General features: G+C 57.1%; 23 protein-coding genes and 1 pseudogene. 13 read left to right on the forward strand and 11 right to left on the reverse strand.

The features are described 5' to 3' along the window. Positions 1–114 (forward strand): annotated as a pseudogene (locus tag A6F49_RS02090) (cadmium resistance transporter); the annotation flags it as partial. Between the two features lie 140 nt (positions 115–254). Here the strand turns inward: A6F49_RS02090 and A6F49_RS02095 are convergent. From A6F49_RS02095 to A6F49_RS02110, 4 genes are all read right to left on the reverse strand, one after another. Beyond that, positions 255–869 carry a recombinase family protein gene (locus A6F49_RS02095; RefSeq protein WP_043056106.1) on the reverse strand — a complete coding sequence of 205 codons (615 nt, stop codon included), beginning with the start codon at positions 867–869 and terminating at the stop codon, positions 255–257. Positions 870–994: 125 nt separating this feature from the next. Next, positions 995–2,152, reverse strand: a complete 1,158-nt coding sequence (locus A6F49_RS02100; protein WP_043056107.1) for a TniQ family protein — start codon at positions 2,150–2,152, stop codon at positions 995–997. Further along, a complete protein-coding gene (locus tag A6F49_RS02105; protein WP_043056108.1) occupies positions 2,149–3,066 on the reverse strand; it encodes a TniB family NTP-binding protein in 918 nt (305 codons plus the stop codon). Before A6F49_RS02105 ends, A6F49_RS02100 begins: the two co-directional genes overlap by 4 nt. Beyond that, positions 3,060–4,742 (reverse strand): Mu transposase C-terminal domain-containing protein, encoded by a 1,683-nt coding sequence (locus A6F49_RS02110; protein ID WP_043056109.1) that lies wholly within the window; start codon positions 4,740–4,742, stop codon positions 3,060–3,062. Before A6F49_RS02110 ends, A6F49_RS02105 begins: the two co-directional genes overlap by 7 nt. A 252-nt stretch (positions 4,743–4,994) precedes the next feature. Here A6F49_RS02110 and A6F49_RS02115 point away from each other — a divergent pair, with 252 nt between their 5' ends. The 8 genes from A6F49_RS02115 to A6F49_RS02150 all read left to right on the forward strand — a co-directional run bounded on the left by A6F49_RS02115 (position 4,995) and on the right by A6F49_RS02150 (position 13,287). Further along, entirely contained in the window at positions 4,995–5,669 is a 675-nt protein-coding gene (locus A6F49_RS02115) for an ABC transporter ATP-binding protein (RefSeq protein ID WP_407643824.1), read from the forward strand. Continuing rightward, the gene (locus A6F49_RS02120) at positions 5,648–7,411 is read left to right on the forward strand and encodes a DUF6297 family protein (RefSeq protein WP_043056111.1); all 1,764 of its coding nucleotides are present in this window, start codon (positions 5,648–5,650) and stop codon (positions 7,409–7,411) included. Before A6F49_RS02115 ends, A6F49_RS02120 begins: the two co-directional genes overlap by 22 nt. A gap of 216 nt (positions 7,412–7,627) precedes the next feature. Beyond that, positions 7,628–8,239: a recombinase family protein gene (locus A6F49_RS02125; protein ID WP_043056163.1), complete on the forward strand. Its 612-nt coding sequence runs from the start codon at positions 7,628–7,630 to the stop codon at positions 8,237–8,239. 2 nt (positions 8,240–8,241) lie between these two features. Then, entirely contained in the window at positions 8,242–9,696 is a 1,455-nt protein-coding gene (locus tag A6F49_RS02130) for a Mu transposase C-terminal domain-containing protein (protein ID WP_082911531.1), read from the forward strand. After that, positions 9,696–10,505 (forward strand): AAA family ATPase, encoded by an 810-nt coding sequence (locus tag A6F49_RS02135; protein WP_043056112.1) that lies wholly within the window; start codon positions 9,696–9,698, stop codon positions 10,503–10,505. Before A6F49_RS02130 ends, A6F49_RS02135 begins: the two co-directional genes overlap by 1 nt. Positions 10,506–10,600: 95 nt before the next feature. After that, positions 10,601–11,170: a recombinase family protein gene (locus A6F49_RS02140; protein ID WP_043056165.1), complete on the forward strand. Its 570-nt coding sequence runs from the start codon at positions 10,601–10,603 to the stop codon at positions 11,168–11,170. A gap of 575 nt (positions 11,171–11,745) precedes the next feature. After that, positions 11,746–12,849, forward strand: a complete 1,104-nt coding sequence (locus A6F49_RS02145) for a hypothetical protein (RefSeq protein WP_043056113.1) — start codon at positions 11,746–11,748, stop codon at positions 12,847–12,849. A 3-nt stretch (positions 12,850–12,852) separates the two neighbouring features. After that, positions 12,853–13,287 carry a hypothetical protein gene (locus A6F49_RS02150; protein ID WP_043056114.1) on the forward strand — a complete coding sequence of 145 codons (435 nt, stop codon included), beginning with the start codon at positions 12,853–12,855 and terminating at the stop codon, positions 13,285–13,287. 386 nt (positions 13,288–13,673) lie between these two features. Here the strand turns inward: A6F49_RS02150 and A6F49_RS17620 are convergent, their stop codons facing one another. Beyond that, positions 13,674–13,886, reverse strand: a complete 213-nt coding sequence (locus A6F49_RS17620; RefSeq protein ID WP_052500038.1) for a hypothetical protein — start codon at positions 13,884–13,886, stop codon at positions 13,674–13,676. A gap of 219 nt (positions 13,887–14,105) precedes the next feature. Between A6F49_RS17620 and A6F49_RS18950 the strand changes: the two genes are divergently transcribed. After that, the gene (locus tag A6F49_RS18950) at positions 14,106–14,237 is read left to right on the forward strand and encodes a hypothetical protein (protein ID WP_268751161.1); all 132 of its coding nucleotides are present in this window, start codon (positions 14,106–14,108) and stop codon (positions 14,235–14,237) included. Positions 14,238–14,567: 330 nt separating this feature from the next. Continuing rightward, a complete protein-coding gene (locus A6F49_RS17195) occupies positions 14,568–14,969 on the forward strand; it encodes an SdpI family protein (protein WP_043056116.1) in 402 nt (133 codons plus the stop codon). 445 nt (positions 14,970–15,414) lie between these two features. On the opposite strand, the gene A6F49_RS02160 is transcribed toward A6F49_RS17195, so the two are convergent. Together A6F49_RS02160 and A6F49_RS02165 are read right to left on the reverse strand one after the other, a co-directional pair. Continuing rightward, entirely contained in the window at positions 15,415–16,320 is a 906-nt protein-coding gene (locus A6F49_RS02160) for a DMT family transporter (RefSeq protein WP_043056117.1), read from the reverse strand. Then, the gene (locus A6F49_RS02165) at positions 16,317–16,913 is read right to left on the reverse strand and encodes a short chain dehydrogenase (RefSeq protein WP_043056118.1); all 597 of its coding nucleotides are present in this window, start codon (positions 16,911–16,913) and stop codon (positions 16,317–16,319) included. The genes A6F49_RS02160 and A6F49_RS02165 overlap by 4 nt, the downstream gene beginning before the upstream one ends. Positions 16,914–16,984: 71 nt before the next feature. Here A6F49_RS02165 and A6F49_RS02170 point away from each other — a divergent pair, with 71 nt between their 5' ends. Then, positions 16,985–17,896 (forward strand): LysR family transcriptional regulator, encoded by a 912-nt coding sequence (locus tag A6F49_RS02170; protein WP_043056119.1) that lies wholly within the window; start codon positions 16,985–16,987, stop codon positions 17,894–17,896. A gap of 35 nt (positions 17,897–17,931) precedes the next feature. On the opposite strand, the gene A6F49_RS02175 is transcribed toward A6F49_RS02170, so the two are convergent. Beyond that, complete coding sequence (locus A6F49_RS02175) at positions 17,932–18,951, reverse strand: hypothetical protein (RefSeq protein ID WP_052500039.1); 1,020 nt, start codon at positions 18,949–18,951, stop codon at positions 17,932–17,934. Positions 18,952–19,136: 185 nt separating this feature from the next. Between A6F49_RS02175 and A6F49_RS17965 the strand changes: the two genes are divergently transcribed. Further along, complete coding sequence (locus A6F49_RS17965) at positions 19,137–19,304, forward strand: hypothetical protein (protein WP_161485759.1); 168 nt, start codon at positions 19,137–19,139, stop codon at positions 19,302–19,304. Between the two features lie 224 nt (positions 19,305–19,528). On the opposite strand, the gene paaZ is transcribed toward A6F49_RS17965, so the two are convergent. From paaZ to A6F49_RS02190, 3 genes are all read right to left on the reverse strand, one after another. Then, on the reverse strand, positions 19,529–21,631 hold the full coding sequence (paaZ, locus tag A6F49_RS02180; protein ID WP_043056120.1) for a phenylacetic acid degradation bifunctional protein PaaZ: 2,103 nt from the start codon (positions 21,629–21,631) through the stop codon (positions 19,529–19,531). Positions 21,632–21,746: 115 nt separating this feature from the next. Beyond that, positions 21,747–22,565, reverse strand: coding sequence for an enoyl-CoA hydratase/isomerase family protein (locus tag A6F49_RS02185; protein WP_043056121.1), 819 nt, complete (start codon positions 22,563–22,565; stop codon positions 21,747–21,749). A gap of 104 nt (positions 22,566–22,669) precedes the next feature. Next, positions 22,670–24,034 (reverse strand): MFS transporter, encoded by a 1,365-nt coding sequence (locus tag A6F49_RS02190; protein ID WP_043056122.1) that lies wholly within the window; start codon positions 24,032–24,034, stop codon positions 22,670–22,672. Between the last annotated feature and the right edge of the window lie 68 nt (positions 24,035–24,102).

Here is a 24,102-nt window from a genome sequence, read left to right on the forward strand (position 1 = left end):
TCCAGAAAACCCATTGCAGAAGCCCTGGAACGGTGGGAACATATTCTCTTTCCGGCCGTCCTCATCGGCCTAGGTATCGTCATCCTCGTCAGCGGCGGAGCCTTCGGACTGTAAGCAACGGCCACACCACGGAATATCCTGAGTGGCTAACATGCTTCAGGCCAGTCATTCCCATTCTCTCGGACCGGCAAGCGACACGACGAAGACCGCCAAACGAACCTGCAAAAAACCGCCAAATGAAGTTAACAGTCACACTACTTGGCGGCCAGGAGCTTGCGCCCGGCTTCGCGGAGTTCTCCTGTCGGGGATACGTGACGGTAGAGGGTTTGGCGAGTGATGCCAAGTTCTTTGCATAACTCACCGACCTTGGTGCCAGGCTGGCCCATGGAGGCCATGGCGAGCCGGAGTTTGGCTGGGGTCATTTTGTAGGGTCGCCCGCCTTTGCGACCGCGTGCTCGCGCTGACGCGAGTCCGGCCTTGGTGCGTTCAGAAATCAGTTCGCGTTCAAACTCAGCCAACGCAGCGAAGATCCCGAACACCAGTTTGCCGGAAGCGGTTGTGGTGTCAATGGCCGCCCCTTGGCCGGTGAGCACCTTCAGGCCCACTCCACGGTCGGTCAAGTCATGGACAACATTGACCAGATGCCGCAAATCCCGCCCGAGCCGGTCCAGCTTCCACACGATCAGTGTGTCCCCAGTCCTCACAGCTTTCAGACAGGCTGCCAGCTGTGGCCGATCATCTTGCTTGCCCGACGCCTGATCTTCGTAAATCTGCTCCGGATCAACACCGGCAGCAAGCAGTGCGTCCCGTTGTAGGTCCGTGGTTTGGGACCCGTCGGCCTTGGAGACTCGCGCGTACCCGATCAGCACCTTGGGTTTCTCCTGTCATGTATTCGATCGTTTATGTGACAATCCGACAGCACAGTGCATGCTCAGCGAAAACTGTCACTTAACCCGTTACGTATTCTACGTCATGCAAACAGGGTCGTCGGCAGCTAATGTGACAAAAATTCTGCTGGGATGCCAAGTTTTTCCAGATCGGTGCGAACGCGGTGCACCACGGTCTCATCGTCGCGGCGATACATTGTCAGGATGTTGAACAGCTGTTGCGCGGCGTCTGCGTCGTGTTTGGCTTCGTCGATGGACTCCTTGAGCATGTCATCAAGTTTTTTCCAGGGGTTCGGCGCAGCAGCTTTTTGTGCTGGGCAACCGGGGTCAACCGAGCGGTCTGGCTCGGGCAGAAACAATGGTGCCTGATTTCCTCGACCGGTCAGCATCTCATGCTCAAGCATCTGGATGGCTGTCGCTGCCGCTTCAAGCATGCGCTGCTGGACTGCTAAGGAGAGCTTCTCGTAGGGATACCAGCTGACTTGTCCGCCTCTGACCGGCTGGCCGATTCGGTCCCACACTTGGCGGGTGAGTCGATGAGCGGCACCAGACTCGGTCAAAGTCGCACCGAGCTCGTCGAGCAGGGTTCGTAACAGCCGAAACCACATACCGGCATGGACGCGGCGGCGGGGTAAATCTACGTGCCCGGCGGTGAGCGCCTGCCACGTGCGCGCATCCATGGCTCTGATCGCCGGGTTTGCGGGGCGTGGCGCAAGGGATTGGTTCTGCCACTTAAAGTGGTACCAGCGCGTTCCTTCGTGGGTTTCCAACAGGCACCGGTGAACAGGACAGGTGAGCATTAGCGGTAGCGACCACATCAATTGATACAAATACGGCGGTGAAGACTCCACCATGCAAGTCGGACAGGTTCGCTGTTGCGGGTGCGGCTTCGCCGGTATCCATGGCCGCCATGGACCCACCTCTCGGTTAGCGCGTTGACCGCCGGGCAGCAAGATGGACAACTGCCGGGTATAAGTGGTGAACGCTTCCGGGTCAGGCTCAAGGCCATCTAACAGCCAGGGGACGAAACCATCGAGGCTCATGGCTCGAATCGTGTCGACGTGGACCCCGGTCCGTGTGGCCAGCCGCTCGACAAACCCCGCCGGTGGAGCCAGGTCCAAGTCCATTTCGCGATCAAGACTGTAGCCGATATCGAGGGCCAGTACCTCGATGCTGATCCCGTACCGGGCAGCGATCCGAATCAGCCACGAAGACAGCGCTTCACCCGGTGTGGCTGCAGGATGCAGTGGCCACCGATGGGTCACAGTAGCTCGCGTTCGAACAACCGTCGGCGTTCGGTCGGGCCGGTGTAGTCAGCCATGGTCAGCGTCCGGTGGTCGATGGCCTCGATACCGCTTTCCACAGCAGCCACCGCAGCTGCGGTCAGTAGTCGTGCTAGCTCACCGATGGTGCCTTCACTGCGCGCCAGCAGGTAGCGGGCCATATCGTCAGTATCGATCACCGATGGTTGATGTAGTGGAAACGCTGCGGCGAAACTGGCCAGCAGTGACCGTGTGGCATCGTTTACTTCCCATAATGGCAACACAAAGGGCTCGAACCGGTTCTCTAACTGGTCATCAGATCGAACCGCCAGGTAGGCTTCTCGGGTGCCGACCCCGACCAGCGGGATGCGCAGCTCATTGCCTAAAAACCGCAGCAGGTTCAGAAATTCTCGACGTACATCGTTGCGTCCGGCCAGCACATTGTGCAACTCATCAATGATCAACATCCGGGCACCGACCTCTCGCAACAACGACAAGGCCAGTTGTTCTAGCTCGATCACCCGAGGCCGGGGACGCATTGGCGCCCCCAGTGCGGCTAGGATCGCGGTATAAAACCGCAAAGGAGAAGGTTCCGAGGGCATCTGTACCGACACCACCGGGATGTGCTCTCGGTCCGGTTCGGTAATCGGCTGGTGATCGCGACAGAAGCGTTCGATGATCATCGATTTCCCATTATTTGTCGGCCCAACCAACAACAGGTTCGGCATTCGTTGTTTTTTCGGCCACCCCAACAAGGTCTCCAACCGGGCCACGGCCTCGACCGCCTTGGGGTAACCGATCCAACGATCCGCCCGAATCTGCTGAACCCGCTCATCTACCGATAATCGTGCTACGGGGTGGGCACTGGGATGAAGATGCGACAAGTCCAACGTCTCGTAGTCACCGGCATTCACCATTGTTCAATCTCCTCAAACCGAATTGCTGGTTGTCTCGCCGCCTCCGTACTCTCCGGGGTAACAGGTGGTTGCAGCATTGGTGGGTCCGTTCCCTTCGTCGGTGCAGCCTTGGCGTGTCTACGGCGTTCGGCCTCACGACGGGTACGCTTGGTCGTTTTCTCCGCGGTCTCCGCGATATGCTGCATCTGGTTAATCATGCGAAACAATTCGGCTTCATCGACTTGTTCAGCCCCGCGTTCTCGCAGTCGGGCCAGTGCTTGGCGGTGCTCCCACACACTGACCGCAGGATTGGACAGCGTCCGGTACGGGACCTCCACGTATTCCACACCCTCAGGGTCCAGGACCCAGATCCTGCTAATGTCACGCGGGTCCCGCCGGATGATAAACCGGTCCAAATGCTGACGACGGGCAATCCAGGGTTTCAGCACATTAGCGAAATACCACACATGATCGATCACGAACCCGGTCCGGTTCAGTTTCCGCCGGAGCACGGGCAGAAAGTCCACCAAAAACGCTGTCGGGTTCGTGGTGATCATCGGAGCACCAGTGGCAGCAACGTCTTCGGCCCATCGACCGGCAGGGGTTTGTTCCAGGGTGCTGTGGACCGTGCCATGATAGGTGGCCACTGCCAGGGTCAGCCACTGTTCCAGTTCGCCCAATGTCAGCGCGGCCATCTGCTCCGAGTCGTATTGTCCCCGTTCGGCCGGATTCGAAAACGTTGTGCCGGGCAGTTCGTGGATTTGTTGCATCGCTGTGCCGATGATACGTTCGACGATCCCACCATAATGTGGTCGGCCCAGCGGTCGGTAGTACAGTTCAATGCCGTGCTGTTGACAGCCACGGGTGAGTGCTTCACTTTTGAACTCGGCAGCATTGTCGACAAACAGTGTTTTAGGTTTGCCGCTCATAGGCCAATCGGCTTCTACCCCCAGTTGTTCCAACCATGGCCGCTTATCAATGGCCGCATGCGCCAGACACAGTCCCACCGACACCGCAGACGGGGCCTCCAGTGTGACGACCATGCCGAGAATGCACCGGCTACACACATCAATGGCCACCGTCAGATATGGTCGGCCAATCGGCTGGCGTTCATGCTCGTCGACTATGACAAGATCAATCACCGTATGATCGATCTGGACTTGTTCCAAGATTGATCCGACCACCGGGACGTCACCACCGGCAGACTGCAACGGTCGCACACTGTCAGCACCTTCGCGTCGTCGCCCGACCTCCACCGGGTCCATCTGGGCGATCCGGGCCGCTACCGTATTGCGTGCTGGCGCTGACAACCCCCGCGCTGTACAGTCCCGTACGATTTCGCGATGCAAACTGGCCACCGTTCGCTTCTGGTGGGTTAAATACCACTTGCGCACCAGCTCGCCAATCACCTGTTCCACCGACTCCGACAACCGGCTGCCATCCTTGCCCCCGTCAGATCGTCGTCTGACAAGATCAGTGACCAAGCCTGTTCCCTGTCGGTAACGCTCCAACAACACGTACACCTGTCGACGAGAAATTCCCAGCTCCACTGCAGCTCTATCGGCAGCAATCACTCCCACTGGGCTGCGCTCCGCAAGCTTGCCAATCACCTCTGCTCGCAAAAACGCTTGTTCCCACTCTGTCTCAGACATCGTCAGATGCCCCGTCGAAACAACGCGGCCTGGTTTATCGTTCATCCCTGCCTCCTTGCTTTGAAAACAAGACCCTTGCATTAAAGCGACGCTAGCGCACAAGACGACTGAACAACCACACTTCAGAAGCCGACAGCACACCCTGCCAAAAACTCGGGAACTAGGGGGCGTAGTGTGACAATTTTTCTATCGTACGGCTACCAAGGTGGCGTGACTCAGTTTTGGTCAATAGAAAGGTAGGGTTATTGTGCCTAACCGATATGTAGAAGAAGGGGATGTGCCGTCGGTACCGTTACGTTGAATGCCCACGGTTTAGCCTGTGGATACAACGATTCTGTTGTCTGTGGACCGTTTGATTTCGCGATGGGTTCTTGTGAGGTTGTAGCGGTCGTGGGCAATAACGCCGCAGGGAAATCTACCCTATTGCGTACAATCGTAGGTGACCAACGTTCGGTTAGCGGAGAGATTCGCATCAACACCTTGGTCCCGAATCCTGAGGCTGTAGCGTTCCGGCGGCTGCTGAGCACTGTGACTGATGCAGACGCGTTCTTTTCTAGCCTGACGGTTCAGGAACATCTGACCATGGTGGCTGCTGGTCATGGTGTGAAAAACGTCGGTTCCAGTGTGGATGCTGAACTCTCATTTTTTGACCTGTTCGATGCTGCTGATTCTTTACCACGCCACTTGTCTTCTGGTCAACGCAGAAGGCTCCTGCTGGCAGCTGCGTTTATTCGACCCTTTCAACTGCTGGTCTTAGATGAGCCCGAGCAACGGCTCGACACTGGGATGCGTCAGATCCTTGGTACGCGTTTGGGCAAGCTACGTGGAGGACCAGGCGCTGCCGCCCTGATTGCTACACACGATGCGGATGTACTACTGGCTAGTGCAAGCCGGTGCCTTGTGATTGCCGACGGATTAGTCCGGGAGGTTACCCCGCAGGAAGGAGCCCAGTGGATCACCAAAAACCACTAGGCTCAGCCAGTCGACCGGAGCGAACACAGTATGACAGGAAACCCAGCTCGCGCGAACGACTGAAATCAGTCTTACAAGAAGATCACCAACGTATGAACGGATGGACGCCTTCCTCGGTGCCAGAGCCGTATCGCCCAGATCAACACGTGGCCCAAGCTGGCCGAAACAAGATGGTTGGAAGACGCTGGGAACGGATCAATGATCTCTACATCGCGTTGCTCTACATGGCTATACTGGGGGCTTTTGTCACGGGGATCGTGAACTTCTTAGGAAGCAGCGTTGTTGAGGTGGAAGCGCCAGCTATCCGTAGCAGCTTGGCGATCATCCAGACTGAAAGCTTGTTAGCCGGTTTCAGTCTGGTCGGGGCTTCGTGGCTTGGTCGGTTCGCAACGGTCCTAGGCCCCGTAGCCGTAGATAAAGCTCAGGCCACCTGGTGGTTGACTCTTCCCGTGAGCACCGGACCATATCTGCGTCGACGGCTGATCTGGCAGCTTGTCACTGCAACATTCTTGGGGTTTGTCGGTTGGCTATTCATCGCCTGGGGTGCTCTTGAGGCCTCCCAGCAACAGCTTGCCGGAGGCTTCGGTGGTGTGCTATCTGCGGCACTGAGCAGCGGTCTGCTCGTCTTATTGGTGTTCGCGATAAGTGCTCTAGCCCAGACGTGGGGCTGGCATCTGAAACTGCGGAAGCTGTGGTCGCTGATTCCTGGTGTGGTACTGGCTGTGCTAGCTGTTGAAGCCATCATTTCGGCTAGCGCCACGTTGCCCCCGGGCTTACTACCGTTATGGTTTGTATCCCCGGTTGGAATATTTTCATTGGTTCAACAGGGCGGGGTCGTATCGGTTACGATCCCAGCGGTGCTCACCGTTATCGCCGGACTCGTCACCTGGCGAACTTTAACTCGCATTGAGAGGATACCGCATGCCGACCTCATACGCGCCGGTGAATCTAGTGCTCATCTGAGCGGGGTGCTGACGCTGCTGGAATCTCGCCACGTTAATACAGCGGTTCTTGGACGCAAGGACCATCCGACAAAAAGACTGACACCCAAACGTCGCGGTGGAGGTCCACGGCATCCGGCACACGTGTGGGCCATGGCAGGTTTTTGGGTTTTGTTGCGTGACCCAACAGCACGACGAGCAACGCTCACAAGCATAGTTGTCGTAGTATTCGTAATCCTCAGCGAAGTTGGACAAAGTGTCACACTTCTGACTTTCACGATATCTTTGAGCACGGTCATTGCCATGCGTGGCTTAACCAGTGCTACTGATCAAATTGCTGACCAACCCGGGTTACAGAGACTGCTGCCGTTAGGGCACCAGAGAGCCTGGATAACCCACACTATTGCACCAACCGCCTTCCTACTGCCCTGGGGGCTCATCGTAGGAGTCGTGTCCGGATGGGCAGTCCACGGACCAGAAAACCCTATCTCCTGGTTGCTTACTGTAATTGTTGCTGTATTCTCCGCAACCGCCCTTGCGGCCAGCACAGTTCGAACCTCGACACGACCACCTGTGGAATGGGGCTCAGTTCTGCAAACACTCCAAGCCGGTCGACTATTTACCACGGTTATCCGATACCTAACCCACGGCATAGACACGGCACTATTAGCTGGGCTCCCACTGGTGATTTCCCTAACGTTGTCACACATAACTCCCGGATATCTCGTATTTGCGTTGGTCACGTGCCTCGTAGCCTGGTGTATTGCGGTACACGTTTCAGATAAGAAAGACGAGCTTTAAACACATGCTCCACCTCCTGTAAGAAGAGAGCCAGACGCACAAAATCTTGCAGCGAGAGACCCCCGGCTGAGAATCGACGACTGTCACAATGACAGCGCGCTTGACCGATGTTTTCGTGAAGGCGACTATTGAACCTAATGACAGGCTGTGCAGGGGCCTCCTGACAATTACCTTTCAGAAGCTAGCTGCACAACCCGCGCCACGACTGGCATCGAAGTGCAGTCGACTTCTGAAAATGACAGCTACGCCCGAGTCTCCACTGGAGACCAAGATGCACGCTTACAACTTGATGCGTTAACCGCTGCCGGGTGTTATCGGATTTTCACTGACACCGCGTCCGGCTCGCTACAGAGCCGTCCCGAACTCGACAAGCTCATGGATCAGTTACGCCCCGGCGACACTCTAGTGGTGTGGCGACTGGATCGGCTGGGTCGTTCGATACGACATCTCATTGATCAATTCACCGAGCTCCAAGAGCGGGGGATTGAGTTTCGGTCGCTGCAAGAAAATATTGACACCTCCTCGCCTGGCGGTCGATTGGTGTTCCATATTTTTGCCTCGCTAGCGGAGTTTGAACGCGACCTGATCCGTGAACGTACCAATGCCGGACTGGCGGCGGCGCGGGCACGGGGTCGCACTGGGGGTCGGCCGCCATTGTTGACTGCTGATAAATTATCGACGGCTCGGAAGCTGTATGCCCAACAAGATATGACGGTCGCCCAAATTGGCGAGGTCTTAGGGGTGAGCCGGACCACGATATATCGGGCGTTACGTCGTGACCCGGAGGCTGCCCCCTCGTCGCGCCGCGGGTCCACTAAGACGGTGTAGTCATGGCCGGGGGCACACATCCACTTGATTCGGATGGTGCCGCTGCACGCACGAACACTGCTGCCACACGCTGGGATGTGATTCGTCGCCATGTTGAAGATGGCCAACCCTTAACTCAGATCGCCAAAGACGCCGGGGTTTCCTTACGCACTGTGCAACGGTGGCACGCCGCCTACCGGCGGAACGGCTTGGCCGGGCTGGCCCCGGCAGAGCCGATGAAGCGTGGCCGTCGCACCCACCCAGAGCTCCAACGATTGATCGAGGGTCTGGCTTTGAGTAAGCCACGACGGTCCATCGCCGCTATTGCTCGCACAGCCCAGATGAAAGCCGCCCAGCAGGGCTGGCCAGCAGTGTCATACACCACGGTTCGGTCTATTATTCGGGCACTGGATCCGGGGATGGTCATGCTCGCCCACCACGGGCCGGTGGCTTATCGGGATCAGTTTGAGCTGGTATGGCGACACCGAGCCGAACGTCCCAACGCCACCTGGCAGGCCGACCACACCCAACTCGACATTGTCATCCTGGATACGAATTTCCAGCCCGTCCGGCCCTGGTTGACTGTGATCTTGGATGACCACTCCCGGGCAGTCTGCGGGTACATGGTGTTTCTTGGCGCGCCGTCCGCACTAAACACAGCGCTAGCCCTGCGCCAGGGCATCTGGCCAAAATACCACCCTAACTGGCCGATGTGTGGGATCCCTGAGGTGCTCTATGTGGATCACGGCCCGGACTTTACCAGTGGGCGTCTAGCCCAAACCGCCCGGGATCTGCATTTCGAAATCATCTACTCCACGATCGCCAGACCACAAGGCCGAGGCAAAATCGAACGCTTCTTCGGCACCCTCAACACCGAATTGCTCGCCGAGCTTCCGGGGTATCTCACCGATGGGCAGCGTCAACCAGACCCGGTCCTGACGCTGGCTGACCTGGATGTCGCCATCGGGGACTTCATCGCTGATAACTACCATGACCGCCCACACCCAGAGCTTGGCGAAACTCCGCAGCAGGCGTGGCTCGGGGACGGATGGCTTCCGCGTCTGCCCGAGTCAGTCGACGAGCTGAATTTACTTTTGCTTCGCGTGGCCAAACACCGCATTGTGCGCCGCGATGGGATTCACTTCCAGGGATTGCGCTACGTCTCCCCGCTGCTGGCAGCCTATGTGAAAGAACCCGTGGTGATTCGCTATGACCCGCGGGATATCTCCGAGATCTGGGTCTTTTACAATGACCAGTTCCTGTGCAAAGCCGTTGATCCTGGCCATGCGGCCGCCACGGTGAGTCTCAAAGAGATTCAAACAGCCCGGGCTGCACGCCGACGCGAACTGCGCGGTCAAATCAACCAGCGCATTGCCGTGGTGGCCGACCAACGCAGCCTTGCTGCCGCAACCCTGGCGAAACCTGTTGCCAAACCGCCCAAGAAACCAAAACTGCGCACCTACTTTGAGGATGACTAGTGGCCCAGCAACGATTTGTAGCGACCAAAGAGCACCGTCGATTCGTCGAGTTCGCCGATGCCGTGCGCAGGCACCACACTATTGGCATCTGCTACGGCCAAGCCGGTGTTGGCAAGACCCTATCTGCCAAGCGCTATGCTAACTGGCACAAAGCCCAAACCCTGCTGGAAGAATGGGGCCCACGCGAGGGCTCAGATTTCCAGGTCTATGCCGCACTGGCTAGAAAACGCACCGTGTTTTTCACCCCCGGCGTGCTCACAACTCCCAGACAATTCCAACAAGACCTCGCCGAGCTGACCGCCCGGGTCTCGATTTGTATTGATCAGCATTTCGAGACCCTGGGCAAGCTCACCGGACCACCCGGAATGCGACTCAAAAACATTGAACTGCTCATCGTGGATGAATCCGAACGTCTCAGCCCCAACGCGTTGGAATATCTGCGCGACCAACACGATCGCACCAACATGGGCCTGATCCTGATCGGTATGCCCGGGATCGAAAAACAATTCAGCCGCTACCCGCAGCTCTACAGCCGGGTAGGCTTCGCCCACGAATACCGCCCGCTAGCCGAGGACGAACTGCGCTTTGTCCTCACACGGCGATGGCGCAAACTTGGCCACAGCCTCGACCCCGACGATTTCACCGACGCCCAAGCCCTGGCCGCTATTGCCCGGATCACTCACGGTAACTTCCGGCTTGTAGACCGGTTGTTCACCCAGATGGAACGCATCATGAAAATCAACGAACTGCACACCATCACCGACGACGTCGTCGAGGCCGCCCGCTCCACCCTGGTCATCGGCATCTGACACCACCATCGAAACTTGCGAACAGCGCCAAACGAAAGGATCGGTCACCAACTGGCGTATCGTACATTGACATCTTCTCTAGGAAGGCTGTGAAAGTGGTTGGACAAATCGTCGGCTATCTTCGAATAAACACAGTGGATCAAGATCCAGCACCACAGCTTGAGCAGCTGAGGACGTGTCAGAAGATTTTTCAGGACACTGGTAGCGGGAAGTCGCGCGAAGCCCGAGCGGGGCTCCACAACGTCATACAATATGTGCGCCATGGGGATGTGGTGATGGTGCCGTCGATGGATCGCTTAGGCCACGACACCTTAGATCTGTACCGAATTCTGGACGAGCTGACGCGCAAAGGTGCCACCGTCAAACTGCTCTCCGAAGGCTTCACTATTTCGCGCGACGACACCCAACCCACCCAGCAACTGCTCTTGCAATTCCTGGCGGTCATCGCGGACTTGGAACGCGCCAAAATCAAAGAACGACAAGTCGAAAGCATCGCCCTCGCCAAAGCCAAGGGCAAATACACCCAACAGCCCAAGCTAAACGAAACCGATCTGGAACAGATTCATATCTTGCTGGAACAAGGCACGAGTAAAACCGAGATCGCTCGACAGTTCCAGGTCTCTCGCCAAACGGTGTACAACACCTTGAACCGCAACCAGACCTGAATAGCACACCGCCGCCTACCGATTTCTCAGGTATACATCGAACATCTCTCATCCAAATGGTGCGCAGTATTCGTACAAAATCGCGGGGGACACCGCCAAACGAAGTTAACAGTCACACAGTGATCCACCGGGGTGCTACTAGAACACGGTGATCCCGTAAACCCCGAAGAGCACCAAGTGAGCCGCCCCGTGCAAGGAGGTGCTTGTGTCTTTGACGATATGGGTGAACGGTTCCTCATCCTCGATGTGGCGACGGACCATCTACCGCCACGTCGTCGTGGACGCGGCACGATCAACACTGGTCCTCGGCATTTGAAACCGTAAAGGACGCTGCGAAATACCGCCAAATAGTCAGATCTTAAACGACTGCCATCCTCTCAAATACGGGCAGAACGAAATACAGAACGATTCGAACTATACAAAAACCGAATACAAGCATATTATTTCCCAGAGATGCACAATAGTCATCATTTATCCTCTTCCTTCATATTGAAAAGAGTAAAGAACTATGAGCTCACTTCCTGCAAGCTTACTGGCCATCACCACTGCGGTTTTGATATTCGGCTTTGCAACCGATGGGGGTGCAGACGCTACAAGGTGCAGTAGTCGATTCATCAGAAGAGTCACGCCCAGAGGCTACCGAAGAGATTTTGCTTGAGAATGACGGAGTTGATCCTGACATCGAAGCTGCAGAGGTCGGTGAAATCATCGAAGTACTCGATGCTGATCCGGAACTGCCAATGTTGACGGTGTACGAACCACGCATACTTGAGGGGCCCTTGCCGGGCGAGAACGGCCTTGTTGATGAAGCCACTGCCGTCTTCCCCGTCCCGAATGACTGTAGTCCGTCCATAAAGGAAGCGTCTTTGGCATGCTCGACTGGGCCAGTTGATTTGTCTTCCACAGTGATCGACAGCAATGGGGAGTTTATTCCCGTCGAGATCAGCGCTGATCTCGAGGAAATATTTCTCACCTCCCCGATCAATGGCGACCTCGCTTTTCCCTTGGTCTTTACAATCTACCTCGCTGAATCACAGTCACCCGAACTGCTGGATACTGCAGAAGAAACATTGGCCTGGATGATTTCAGAGGACCAAGGGCCGGGCCTGTCTCAGGAGGAGCTGGATGCAGAAGAACTCCAGCTCAACGAAGAAGCCGAAGCCAAGAGTTATACCGAGGATAAAGATGCCCTCCAGCTTCCCGAGGCTCAACCAGCGGTCAGTGCAGTCGCCTACATCATCCCGGGCACCCCTGTTCAGACTCTGCCTAAAGCAAGTATTACTGTCGTGCCAGCATCGACTAGTCGGCCCCGTAAGGTGACTATTCCGAGTAATTATCGCTACTGCCCCAATACCTGTAAACCCAAGGCTCGACACGATTATTGCACCTCGCCAGCAGTGAACTACTGGGGGACGACACGAGGAATCGCTGATTTCCGCGGACCATGTGCACGCCACGATATGATGATTGCTAACATCGCCAAGAAAAAGATCTCACTCTCGACGAAGAAGACCCAGCGGCGTCAGGGTGACTTGCAGTTCAGAGCGAATCTTCAACAGAATTGTCGCAATGGTTTCTATACGCTCAAGCAGGCAGGAAGTAAAGCGTCGTGCTTCGCTGCAAGCGGGGGTTATTATGCAGCGGTAGCTTACACTACGTCACGATGGAACGGAAAATAGATTATGAGCATCCGCCGTCGAAGTGTGCTCTACCTGGGCCTGGCTAGTTTGTTAAACTTCAGTGTGTCTGTCCTGGCTTGGGACTTCCTGGGATTATTTGCTAACACGCTGCCGCCGGTATTGAGCATCTGCGTGATCAGTCTTTCCATCACGGCGCTCTTCGTGAGTGTCTGGGTCTTGACTACAGTCGTGACGATGACGTGGCTCAGGCGCATCGCGCTGATGGTGGTATTCGCTGCGTCCCTCGCGACAGTGCTCGGCGAGGTCATGGTGCTTATCAGTGAAGACGGCAGTATCGGTGTCGGTCTGATTCCGGCTACAGGAACGTTGCTCCACGTGCTGTTGGCAGCACTCTTGTTCACGCTATGTTTTATCCATAACGCAGCAAAGAATATTGCAGGTATGACAAGAGATCAGAGCATCAGTACCCGTGATTAATGAGTGTCGTGTGGTTCAAAATAGGAATGTAACGGGAGTTTCAGGAGCCCGGGGTGTCTCACCTCAAGGTGAGCGCGAAACCTGAGGGTGCTTCACAGATCGTGAGCGCCGAGCTGTTGAGTGTCAGTCAAGTCTGGTTTTCGCATCATGTCGGTACCCTCGTCTTCCAACATCCATCGGGTGGACTTCTGGTCGTAGGCGATATCCGAGGAGAACCAATAGGTCTCATCGGTCCCAGCCGACGATCACGCTGGCAGAAGCTGGGGCCTGTCATTGACGGAAATCGCGACACATGCTGCGGCCAGGTATGCGCTCACCTGAAGATGAACTGCATCATAATGCTCTGCGACCTGCACCCAACGGCCTGTCCGTCCGGTCGTGCGATACTAATCGTGGCGCTTTTGCGCGGTGACATCCAGGAGAAACCGCGCGTACAGTGCTGCCCAGTCTGCAGCATCTTCGATCTCGAACACAGACACACCCTCCGGCACGTCCAGCTCCATGCTGTCTGCTCGCTCCCACCCGAGGCTGTCTTCGACAAACCACAGTCCTGTAGAGCTGCCATCACATAACAAGCGAGTCGATGATGGCAGAGTCATAGGGGGACGCGACCCCTGTCATTTTCAGAGGTCGTCTGCAAACTCGTGTCAGCGTTTTAGGGGTTTTGCAGTCGAGAACTGCGCTTTGTCCTAGAACGCCGATGGCGCAAACTCGGCCCCGAGGACTTCACCGACGCCCAAGCCCTGACCGCGATTGCCCGGATCACCCATGGCAACTTCCGGCTCGTGGACCGGCTGTTCACCCAAATGGAACGCCTCATGAAAATCAACGAACTGAACACCATCACCGACGACGTCGACGAGCCGCCCGCTCCACTTTGGTTATCGGCATCGGACACCGCCAATCGAACCTGCGAAAAACCGCCAAACGAAGTTAACAGTCACATGTGATCCGCGTCAGCCACAAGCAGGTATCGTAGTTAATGCCCCGAGCAGGTAAGTGTGTAGGAAATTGGTCTATGGGTTTCTTCGCTGAGTTAATCCGCGCCGATGATTGGCGAAGCATGGCCCTGTCTATATCAGTGCCCACTGCTGTATTCTGCGTTACCAGCGTGCTGACCGTCGTCGTACTGATCTTTTTCGGCTGGCCCAGCGACTCGTGGCGAACATTCTTTGCGCTACTGACGGGCAGCACAGCAGCCGGGGCTGCCCGATGGATTTTTGCCCGACGACAACAATCCCGAAATGCATCAGCACCTGTGAAGAACCCAAACTGAACTAGTGGAGGAGGTGCTGGCCATCGCATTCTTGGTGACCGCCTTATCTGTAGGCGTCTCGATCTATACGCTGTGGCAAGCCAACCCCACGCGTATGCAGCGTCTCGGGAGAAACGCGGCGGTAGGTATGCGTTCCTCTACGACGATGAAATCCGATGCCGCATGGAATGCCGGACATAGAGCTGCTTGTCCGAAAGTAAAGCAGGGATCTGTTTTGCTACTCGTTGGGTCATTGGTTTCCTTAGGTGTTTTACCCTTTACCGAAACCAACCCAGGCACTGCACTCTGGGGCGTTACAGTATGCCTCAGCTATGTTGCATACCTGTGGCTGCTTCTTGTCGGCTTTAAGCACGCAAACCGAGCAGCACAGAACCTCACCAGCTCAGCAAACGACACGACCGCATAAAATTGCGAAAAGTCGCGACGAAAGATGCGAGTCACACCGACAGAAACAATACGCATAGCTCGCCATCACCTTGGAAGAAAGCACCTGAGCCGGTGTATCTTTCTGCACGCCGACTAAGTCGAGAGATGAGTGCTGTAAAATTCAGGCCCCTTGTCACTATTAACTCCCGCTAACTACTTTTGCAGTTCGGTTGGCAACGGCAGTGACTGATGGCAGGAATTTGAGCAGGGTTACAGCGATAGGTAACCGAGCCGGGCTCTGGACAAAAGACCACTCCAATCAAATGAATGCGCACTAGCAGCGTGATCCTTCAACTGGCTGCTCGGCCAGGGACGCTCTTGGATGGTCTCGCGCAGATACCTGCGCGTTTTGGTGAAGTAATGCTCGCGGGACAGCCACATATCACGGTGGCTGACTATCGGGCGATTTCTCGGCCGGTGACAGTTCATCTGGCGGCTAATTCAGCCGGCTTCCTGTCGGGTAGCTGTAATACCACGGCACCGGCCAGGATCAATACCGTGGCAATGATTGTGATGGGAGTGATGGGTTCACTGAGCAGCCCGACACCGATGACCAGCGCGACAACGGGTGCAATGTAGGTTGCCGTAGACGCGGTGAGCGAGCCAAGGCCGTTGACAGCTACATAATAGAACACGAAGGCAAAGCCGGTCCCCAACATGCCAAGGCCAAGGCCAACACTGAGCAGTACACCCGGATGTTCGGCAATCGCGGTAATCCCCTCAAGGTCAATGAATATTGCCAGTCCTGCTGCAGCCAGGACCATTTGATAGGTGGCCGTTGCCGCAGCCGGTATACCCAATGGGGTGATAAACCGGCGAGCATAGCCAAAGGACAGTCCCAGGCTTGCCGAACCCAGCAGCATCCACAGCACACCAGTTAAATCAATCTCGGTGGCTGACCAGGGTTGGGCTAACATGACCACACCGGCGGCACCCACTACTACACCGGTGAGCTTTCGTGCTGTGAAGCGTTCCGTGCGAAAGACCAGTAGAGCAGCGATAGAGGCAAAGATCGGAATCGATCCCGATAATACCCCGGCGACTGAACTTTCCAAACGGTAGGTGCCTGCTGCATACGCGTAATAGTAGAACCCAGCAGCAAGAACACCTTGAACCGCGAAATGGTGGAGATAGCGTACATGTTCGGCGCGGATGGCCTTGGTGACCAGGCCGAAGATCAGCACCGGAATGATGCCGAAAACCAGGCGCACCAAGGTCGTTTGCCCGGCGGTGATGTAAGGTTCGGCCATCTGCATGAACATGAAGGCCGTACCCCACACCACTCCTAGCGCGATATAGGCAGCGATCGCAGGCTTCGAGATGTGGTTCATGGCAGAATGGTTTGTCCCGTGGCGGCGCCTTCGACACTTTTTTGGAAACCGCGAGCCACATCGGCCAGATCTACCGGAATAAACCCTGGGAAGAAATCTCCGAAGGTATCCAAGCTTTCGGTAAAGACCGATGGACTGACCGCGTTGATCCGAATCGGTGCCATCTCAATGGCTGCTGCTCTGACGAACGCATCGACGGCGCCATTGACGGTGGCTGCGGCGACACCTGAAACCACTGGGTCGCGTGATGGGATGCCACTCATCAAAGTAAATGATCCCCTCGGTGCGATGTGGTCAAGCCCGGTGCGCACCAGGTTGATTTGTGCCAGTGCCTTTTGCTGCCAAGCGGACTCAAAATCCGCGGAGCTTAAGGCCTGGAATTCGGCGTAGCGGACCTCCCCGGCTGCATAGACCACAGCGTCTACGGTGCCAGCTTGCTGCCACATGTCTTGCAGCTGGTTGAGGTCGGAAACATCGGCTTGGATATCGCCGCGTGTTCTTCCGACGGTGATCATATCGTGGCCTCGCGATGCCAAATGCTCGGTAATCGCGCGGCCAGCTGTTCCATGTGCTCCAATACTTAATATCTTCATGCTCCTTAGTGAAACTTATTCCAAGCACTAAGTGAAATACGTCACTGAATATCCTGTTATACACTGGGCGTATGACTGTAGAAATTCGGCACCTTCGAGCGCTGGTAGCGCTGAGTCAGGCGGACACCTACACGACTGCAGCAGCTATGCTGGGCACCACGCAACCCACCTTGTCGCGCACGATTGCACAGCTCGAAGAGCTCACCGGCGCACAGTTGGTGCAACGCACTACCAGGCATATGGGCCTCACGGCTGCCGGGGCACAATTTGCCGAAACCGCACAGACAATGCTGCAGCAATTGGATGCGGCAATCCAGGCGCTTGGATCACCGGCTGATACGCCCTTGCGGCTCGGATGGGCCTGGGCTGGCTTCGGCAAACATACGGTGCCACTGTTGACGCAGTGGAAAGATCACCATGGTCACAGTGTGTACATGTCTCGGCCTGATGATCCGCTGCAAGCACTGCTCAATGGCGATATTGATGTGGCCCTGATCCGACGGTCACCACCGACCGATACGCTACTGGACGGTATAACTACCCAGACACTGTTCACCGAAGAACTGGTTGCAGTTATCCCCGCCAATGATCCGCGCGCACAGTACGCAACCGTGCAACTGGCAGATTTTAGTCACGACGTCGTGGCGATGTGTGCCACGGCTCCCACCGTTACAACCCAGTTGTGGTCCTTTGTCGATCCGGCTCCACGAACGGTGACTGTGGCCAATACCGAGGAATGGTTGACCCATATCGCCATGGGGGAGGCCGTTGGTATTACCGCTGCAGCCACGCTTCATAGCCATCGCAGCAGCGACGTCAACTACCTGCCCATTGATGACGCACCCGCCGTAGAAGTCTTGCTGGCCTGGAGTCAACAGACACCACACCCGCGGGCGGCTGAGTTTGCTCGGCTGGCCAGACAATACTTCACGCAATTCATTGCTACCTCCACCCCGCCGCTGGTACTGACCGCCGAGGAATAGTTCGTCGTGCCTACGCTCGTACCGCATGCACGCGGTTAGAGGGTCGCAAGCTCAGCGACAGCTAGCGAGAGATTCCGCCACAGCTCCTGATGAGTTGCCCTGCCCGACTTCCAGAAAAGGACCTGGCTACCAGCTGTACTGCTGCCCCCGTCGGTGTGTGAAGTGATACCTAGCTGGCCGTTTCGCCATAGTCTCGGACGCTGCAAGGATGCATGCAGCGTCCGATGCGCGGTGCGAATCTGAGTGTGGCCGAGTTCTAAAAGCTCGGTGGCTGCTGCTTTCACGGCGTCATCTAGCCAACCGGTGAAACGAAGGGTCGCCCGATCCTGGGGCTTAGCAGGCAGCGCTTCAAGCGCAGGATCAGCGAGCACCTGGTCCACGAGTGAAGCCGACCCCGACAGATAGGTCCAGGCAAGGTCTATTTCGGAAGCGACACACCAGCTGCGGTCTGCCGGCCACCACAGATTTGGCGTCTGCTGATACTCCTGAATAAAGGACAACGCAGCCTCGACTGGGCCGGTGAAGAGCAGGTAGGTGCGTTCCGGCAGCTCGACCAGGGGTCCATCGCGCACTTCGGAGGGCACCGGGTCAATGGGTGGCTCCAACTGGTGTGCTGGTTCCCCTTCGCCGATGAGTTCGAAGCGGGCGGCGCCGTCCCAGCCGTACCCATTCCACAGTGCGAACCAACAATGTTCGGGAGTCGTGGTGTGATTCCGGAGGACGGACACCAAGTGCGCAGCTTCCGAGGCATCCAGTGTGCCTTCGGCCGGCCCAGAACTATCCCATGGAACCGGAGCTGCTGGGCGGTGGGGTGGCAGTGCGATGTCATGGAACTGTACGTCGTTGGTAACGGGCGTCTGACTCCACGCGGCGACCTGTGACCATCTGACGGGATCTTCACCTTTTTGAACGGGGTGGAGCAGTCGAGTATAAGCTTCAAAGCCCTCCGGGATGACGGAACGTACTGTGCCCTGGTCAAACGGTGCCAAACGGGCGGCAATCCAGTCGGCTTCGTGCACTGCTGTGCTCCATTGCACCTGTGGGTTGCTGATCACAACTCTCCTATCCGCCGGAGTCTCTGACTCGGGGTAAGCTGACTTGCCCAAACTGTCCCGGAGCTCCTCAGTCACTCTTGTTCTCACGATAGTACTTTGCGCAGTCACGCGCTCTCCCTACACTTTGCAACGACGGAACACGCTGCGACGTACACGGCGATATGCCGGTTGCCTAGTATTGGACTATGCAAAATATCGCGATAGAAATTGAAGCAACGAATCAAATCGAAGCGGATCGCATTCTGGCGCTCTACCAGCGAGGTAAACGACACGGCGAGCTGGAAACAGAAGTGACGAGCGAAGTGTGGAACCGAGGATGGACACCGGGGGTAGACCCGTCTTTATCGGTTTGAGTCATGGAGCACCAGTGTTCTACCGATTCGAAGTACCAGTTGAGACGAGCCTTGGACGCTAAGTCCACTGCGTCAAAACCGGGTGCGTCCGAACAGGTAACATCGAAGAGGCCCAGCTACGTGAGCTGGGCACTGATATTTTCGCAGCTTAAAGGTCCGGGGCCGGGATGACTCCGTGTGGAATCATCCCGGCCCCGAGTGGAAGGTGTGAGATGGAAGCGTAGTTACTTCGCGTACTGCTCCGGCCAGGTCTTAGTGACCAGGGTCAGGACGTCGTAGGTTGCCACGATCTCGTCGTTCTGATTATGCAGTACAGCATCCCAGCGGACCTCACCGTATTCGTCGGTTACGCGAGGAGTGATCTGTTTTGCGGTCAGAGTGACGCGAATGGCGTCGTCGTAGGTAACCGGGGTGATGAACGACAGGTTCTCCAGGCCGTAGTTCGCCAGGACCGGCCCTGGTGCGGCGTCAACAAACAGTCCGGCGGCCCAGGAGACCAATAGGTAACCGTGTGCGACACGACGCGGGAAGAACGGGTTGGCCATGGCGGCTTCTTCGTCAGTGTGCGCATAGAATTTGTCGCCGGTTTCTTCGGCGAAATCTAGAATGTCGTCTAGGGTCACGGTGCGCAGTTCGGAGGCGAACTGATCGCCGATGCGCAGGGTTTCTAGCGACTTGCGGAATGGGTGTTCGCCGGCGCCGTCGTCGACCATCTGACGGGTCACAGTATTAGCTTTGGCGCCCTGGTGCCACACACCGGTGATGGCGGTGAGCATATCGGGGGACCCCTGCAGCGAGGAGCGCTGCATGTAATGTTTGACGGCGCGCACGCCACCGAGCTCTTCGCCACCACCTGCGCGGCCCGGACCACCGTGGACCAGGTGCGGCATGGGTGAACCATGGCCGGTTGAGGTCTTGGCGGTGTCACGGTTCAGCACGTGCAGTCGGCCGTGGTGAGCCGAGATGCCCAGGGTGGTTTCGGCAACGTAGGCCTCGTCGTCAGAAGCTACGGTTGCCACCAGGGAACCGCCACCCAGTGCGGCTAGGCGCACTGCTTCCGCCGGGGTGCCGTCGTAGCCGATGACCGAGGTGACCGGGCCGAAGGCCTCAACATTGTGGACGGCGTGGGTATCGGCGTCGTCGAATTCCAAGATCGTGGCCGGGAAGAATGCGCCAGAAGCATCGTATTGGTCGATCTGATCTGGACCACCCAGGCGAAGTTTGCCGCCGGCGTCGATCAATTGACGTGTGGCTTTGGCAACGTCTTGCTGCTGTTCCTTGGAGGCCAGTGGGCCCATGGTGGAGCCCTCGGCATCCGAGGCGCCCACGGAGACCTTATCGGTCAGGCGTGTGGATAGCGCGGTGATGAAGGGTTCCTTGATGGACTCTGGGACGATGACGCGGCGGATCGCGGTACATTTCTGCCCGGTCTTGGTGGTCATCTCAACGAATACAGCCTTGACGAATGCGTCGAATTCTTCGGTGCCTTCGGTGGCATCCGGGCCCAGGATTGCGGCGTTCAGGGAGTCGGCTTCTGCGGTGAAACGCACTCCGCCGTTCAGGACGCTGTCGTGACTGCGCAAGGTGTTGGCGGTGGACAGGGAACCGGTGAAGGCCACATGGTCGCGGTAGTCCAGATGATCCAGCAGATCACGCGCCGAACCCGACAGCAGCTGCAGGGAACCCTCCGGCAGAATGCCCGATTCCAGCATCATACGCACCACGGCCTCGGTAACGTACCCGGTCGACGTCGCTGGTTTCACAATGGTGGGGACCCCGGCAATAAACGATGGGGAGAATTTCTCTAAGAAACCCCAGACCGGGAAGTTGAACGCGTTGATCTGTACGGCAACGCCGGGGATGCGCTGGTAGATGTGGGTGCCCAAGAATGAGCCATCGCGCGATAGGACCTCGGTTTTGCCGTCGATGATGACGTTGCTGTTGGGCATTTCGCGGCGACCCTTGGACGAGAACACAAACAGTGTGGAAATTCCGCCGTCGGTATCGATGTAGTGGTCGCGCTGGGTTGCACCGGTGCGGAAGGAGACTTTGTAGAGTTCCTCCTTGCGGCCGTTCAGGTACTGTGCCAGCTCTTTGAGTTTGAGCGCGCGCTCGTGGGTGGTCAACTCGCCGAGCGAACGCTGGCCAACTGTGCGGGCATAGTCCACCATGCCGGCTGTGTCGATGCCGTCGGAGGAAACCTGGGTAATCAGTTCCCCGGTATTCGCATCGAGTACTTGGGCGATATTTTCTGGAGCGTCAGGAGCTTGCCACTTTCCCTGTGCATACGACGACAGGACAGTTTGCGCTGGTGCGTTGATTGTCATGGGGTGAAGACTCCTTATTACAGTCTGAACGTTCGTTCGGTTATTGCGGCCAGTATAGCGTAGATAACATTTTGCAGCCACCGAGTATTGCGACGCACGTCACGTGCGTGCTGGGTTATTTCTTGCGTCGGTCGAGGAATGCCTGCATGCGATCGAACTTGGCCTCTGACTCAAACAAGATGGCCTGGCCGAGGTCATCGGCCCACGGGTGGGCTTCGCGCGGCAGTTTGAAGACCCGTTTGGTGACCTGAACTGCTAGCGGGTCTTGTTCGGCAATCTTGTCGGCCAGGGCGTGAGCGGCGTCCATGAGGTCTTCGGGTTCATGAATTGAGTTGATCAGCCGGTACTGCAGGGCTTCTTCGGCGTCGAGCATCCGCCCGGTGAGTAGTATTTCCAAGGCGATGCTCTCACCGGCTAGTTCCTTGATGCGCCACATCGCACCGGCGGCAGGGGAGATGCCCAGGCCGGTTTCGGGCTGACTGAAACGCACCTTGGTGGTGGCCACTCGGAAGTCTGCCGCCCAGGCCAATTCGGCGCCACCGCCCAGGGCAAAACCGTCGATCGCTGCGATGACTGGCATGGGCAGTTCGTTGATGCGGTTGAAGATTTTCGAGTTCACGCCCCGCAAGGCGTCGTGCCGACGGCGCTCGCGGAGCTGGGCAATGTCAGCGCCCGAAGCAAAGATTCCGCGGGTGCGAGTTGGGTCTTTGGGGTGCGGGGTTTCGGTGCCGGTGATGATCAGGATGTGTGGGTGATCTTCCAGCCACTGGCACAGGGTATGGAACTCGTTGACCATGGTCTGGTCAATCGCATTGAGCACGTTGGGGCGGTTCATTGCCGCGACCACCCGGTCTGGTTTCTCCTCGTCGAGCCGCACTTCAAGTGCCTGGAAATCCGCGGTGAGAGTTTTCAGATCGTCAAATAGTGTCGACATGAGTGTTTCCTTTCGTGTGGTGTAGTTCAACGGCCGACGGCGCCGGAAACCGTGATGAAACGGTTTCCGGCGCCGAAGCGAGGTGCTTTGTAGTTATAACCAGGTTAGGCCTTAACGTCAGCAACTGCTGTTGCCTGCTCGGCGCTCAGCGCGGCGCCGTCGTCACTGAGATCACGGCCTTCGACGGATTTTGGCACGAGAATTACGGCGATGAGTGAGGTCGTAGCCAGTACCGCGATGTAGACACCGATCATCCACGACTGACCGGTGGCATTGAGGATCATTTCGGAGATCATCGGGGCAAACGCGCCACCGATGATCGAACCGAATGCATAGCCGATGGATACGCCCGAGTAGCGAACAGCTGCTGGGAACATCTCGGCATACAGTGCAGACTGTGGTCCATAAGAGGGCCCCAGCCCAACGGTCAACATAAAGATTGCCAGGGTGAACAGCGCCAGGGAAGCGGTATCGATCAGGAACCACATCGGGATGGCCCAAATAATGATCCAGGCGTAACCGATGATGAAGGTTTTGCGTTTGCCAATCTTGTCGCCGATCCAGCCACCAAACATGGTGAAGGCTAACCAGCCCAGACCGCCGATAATCGAGGCCACCAGGGTTGCCGAGCGTGGCATGCCCAACACGTTGGCGCCGTAGGAAGCGAAGAAGGCGATGACCAGGTAGCCGGCGGCGTTATTAGCGGCGAAGATCAGTGCGGCCAACACGACGGGGCGTTTGTGGTTGCGCATCAATTCGCCCAGCGGTGCGGAGGATTCTTTGCGGCGTTGCTGCATTTCGGTAAATACCGGTGATTCGGCCACGGCGCGGCGAATGAGGTAGCCGACCAGGATCAGTACGACCGACGACAGGAATGGCACACGCCAGCCCCAGGCCAGGAATTGTTCTTCGCTCAGGAAGCTGGTCAGGCCGAACATGAACAGCGTGGCCAAGATCATGCCGAGCGGTACGCCAATTTGCGGGTAGGAGCCGAAGAAGGAGCGCTTATTGGTTGGGGCATGTTCGACGGACATTAATGCCGCTCCGCCCCATTCACCACCTGCAGAGAAGCCTTGTAAAATGCGCATCAGGATCAGCAGGATTGGAGCAGCGACCCCGATGGTGGCATAGGTTGGCAGCAGGCCGATTGCCGCAGTGGCGACACCCATACCCATCAAGGTGATGACGAGCATGAGCTTGCGCCCGTATTTATCACCGAGGTGCCCGGCAACGATGGCGCCCAGTGGGCGGAAGAGGAAGGAAATGCCGACGGAGGCCCACGAAACAATCTGTGCTAGGCCAGGGCTGTCGGCGGCAAGTGGTTCAAAGAACAGGGGTGCCAGGACGAATGCTGCGGCCTGGGCGTAGATGAAGAAGTCGTACCATTCGATGGTGGTGCCGACGAGTGTTCCTGCAAGAACGCGGCGCTGTTCAGATCGAGTGCGCGCGCGAGGCGTGGTCGTGGTCATGTTCTCCCCAGTGACAATAGGAAAATGATGCATTGGTGTGTGAGTGATGGCCCGCCAGGGGCGCTATC

The organism is Enteractinococcus helveticum, assembly GCF_001657475.1.
GTDB classification, from domain to species: Bacteria; Actinomycetota; Actinomycetes; order Actinomycetales; family Micrococcaceae; genus Yaniella; species Yaniella helvetica.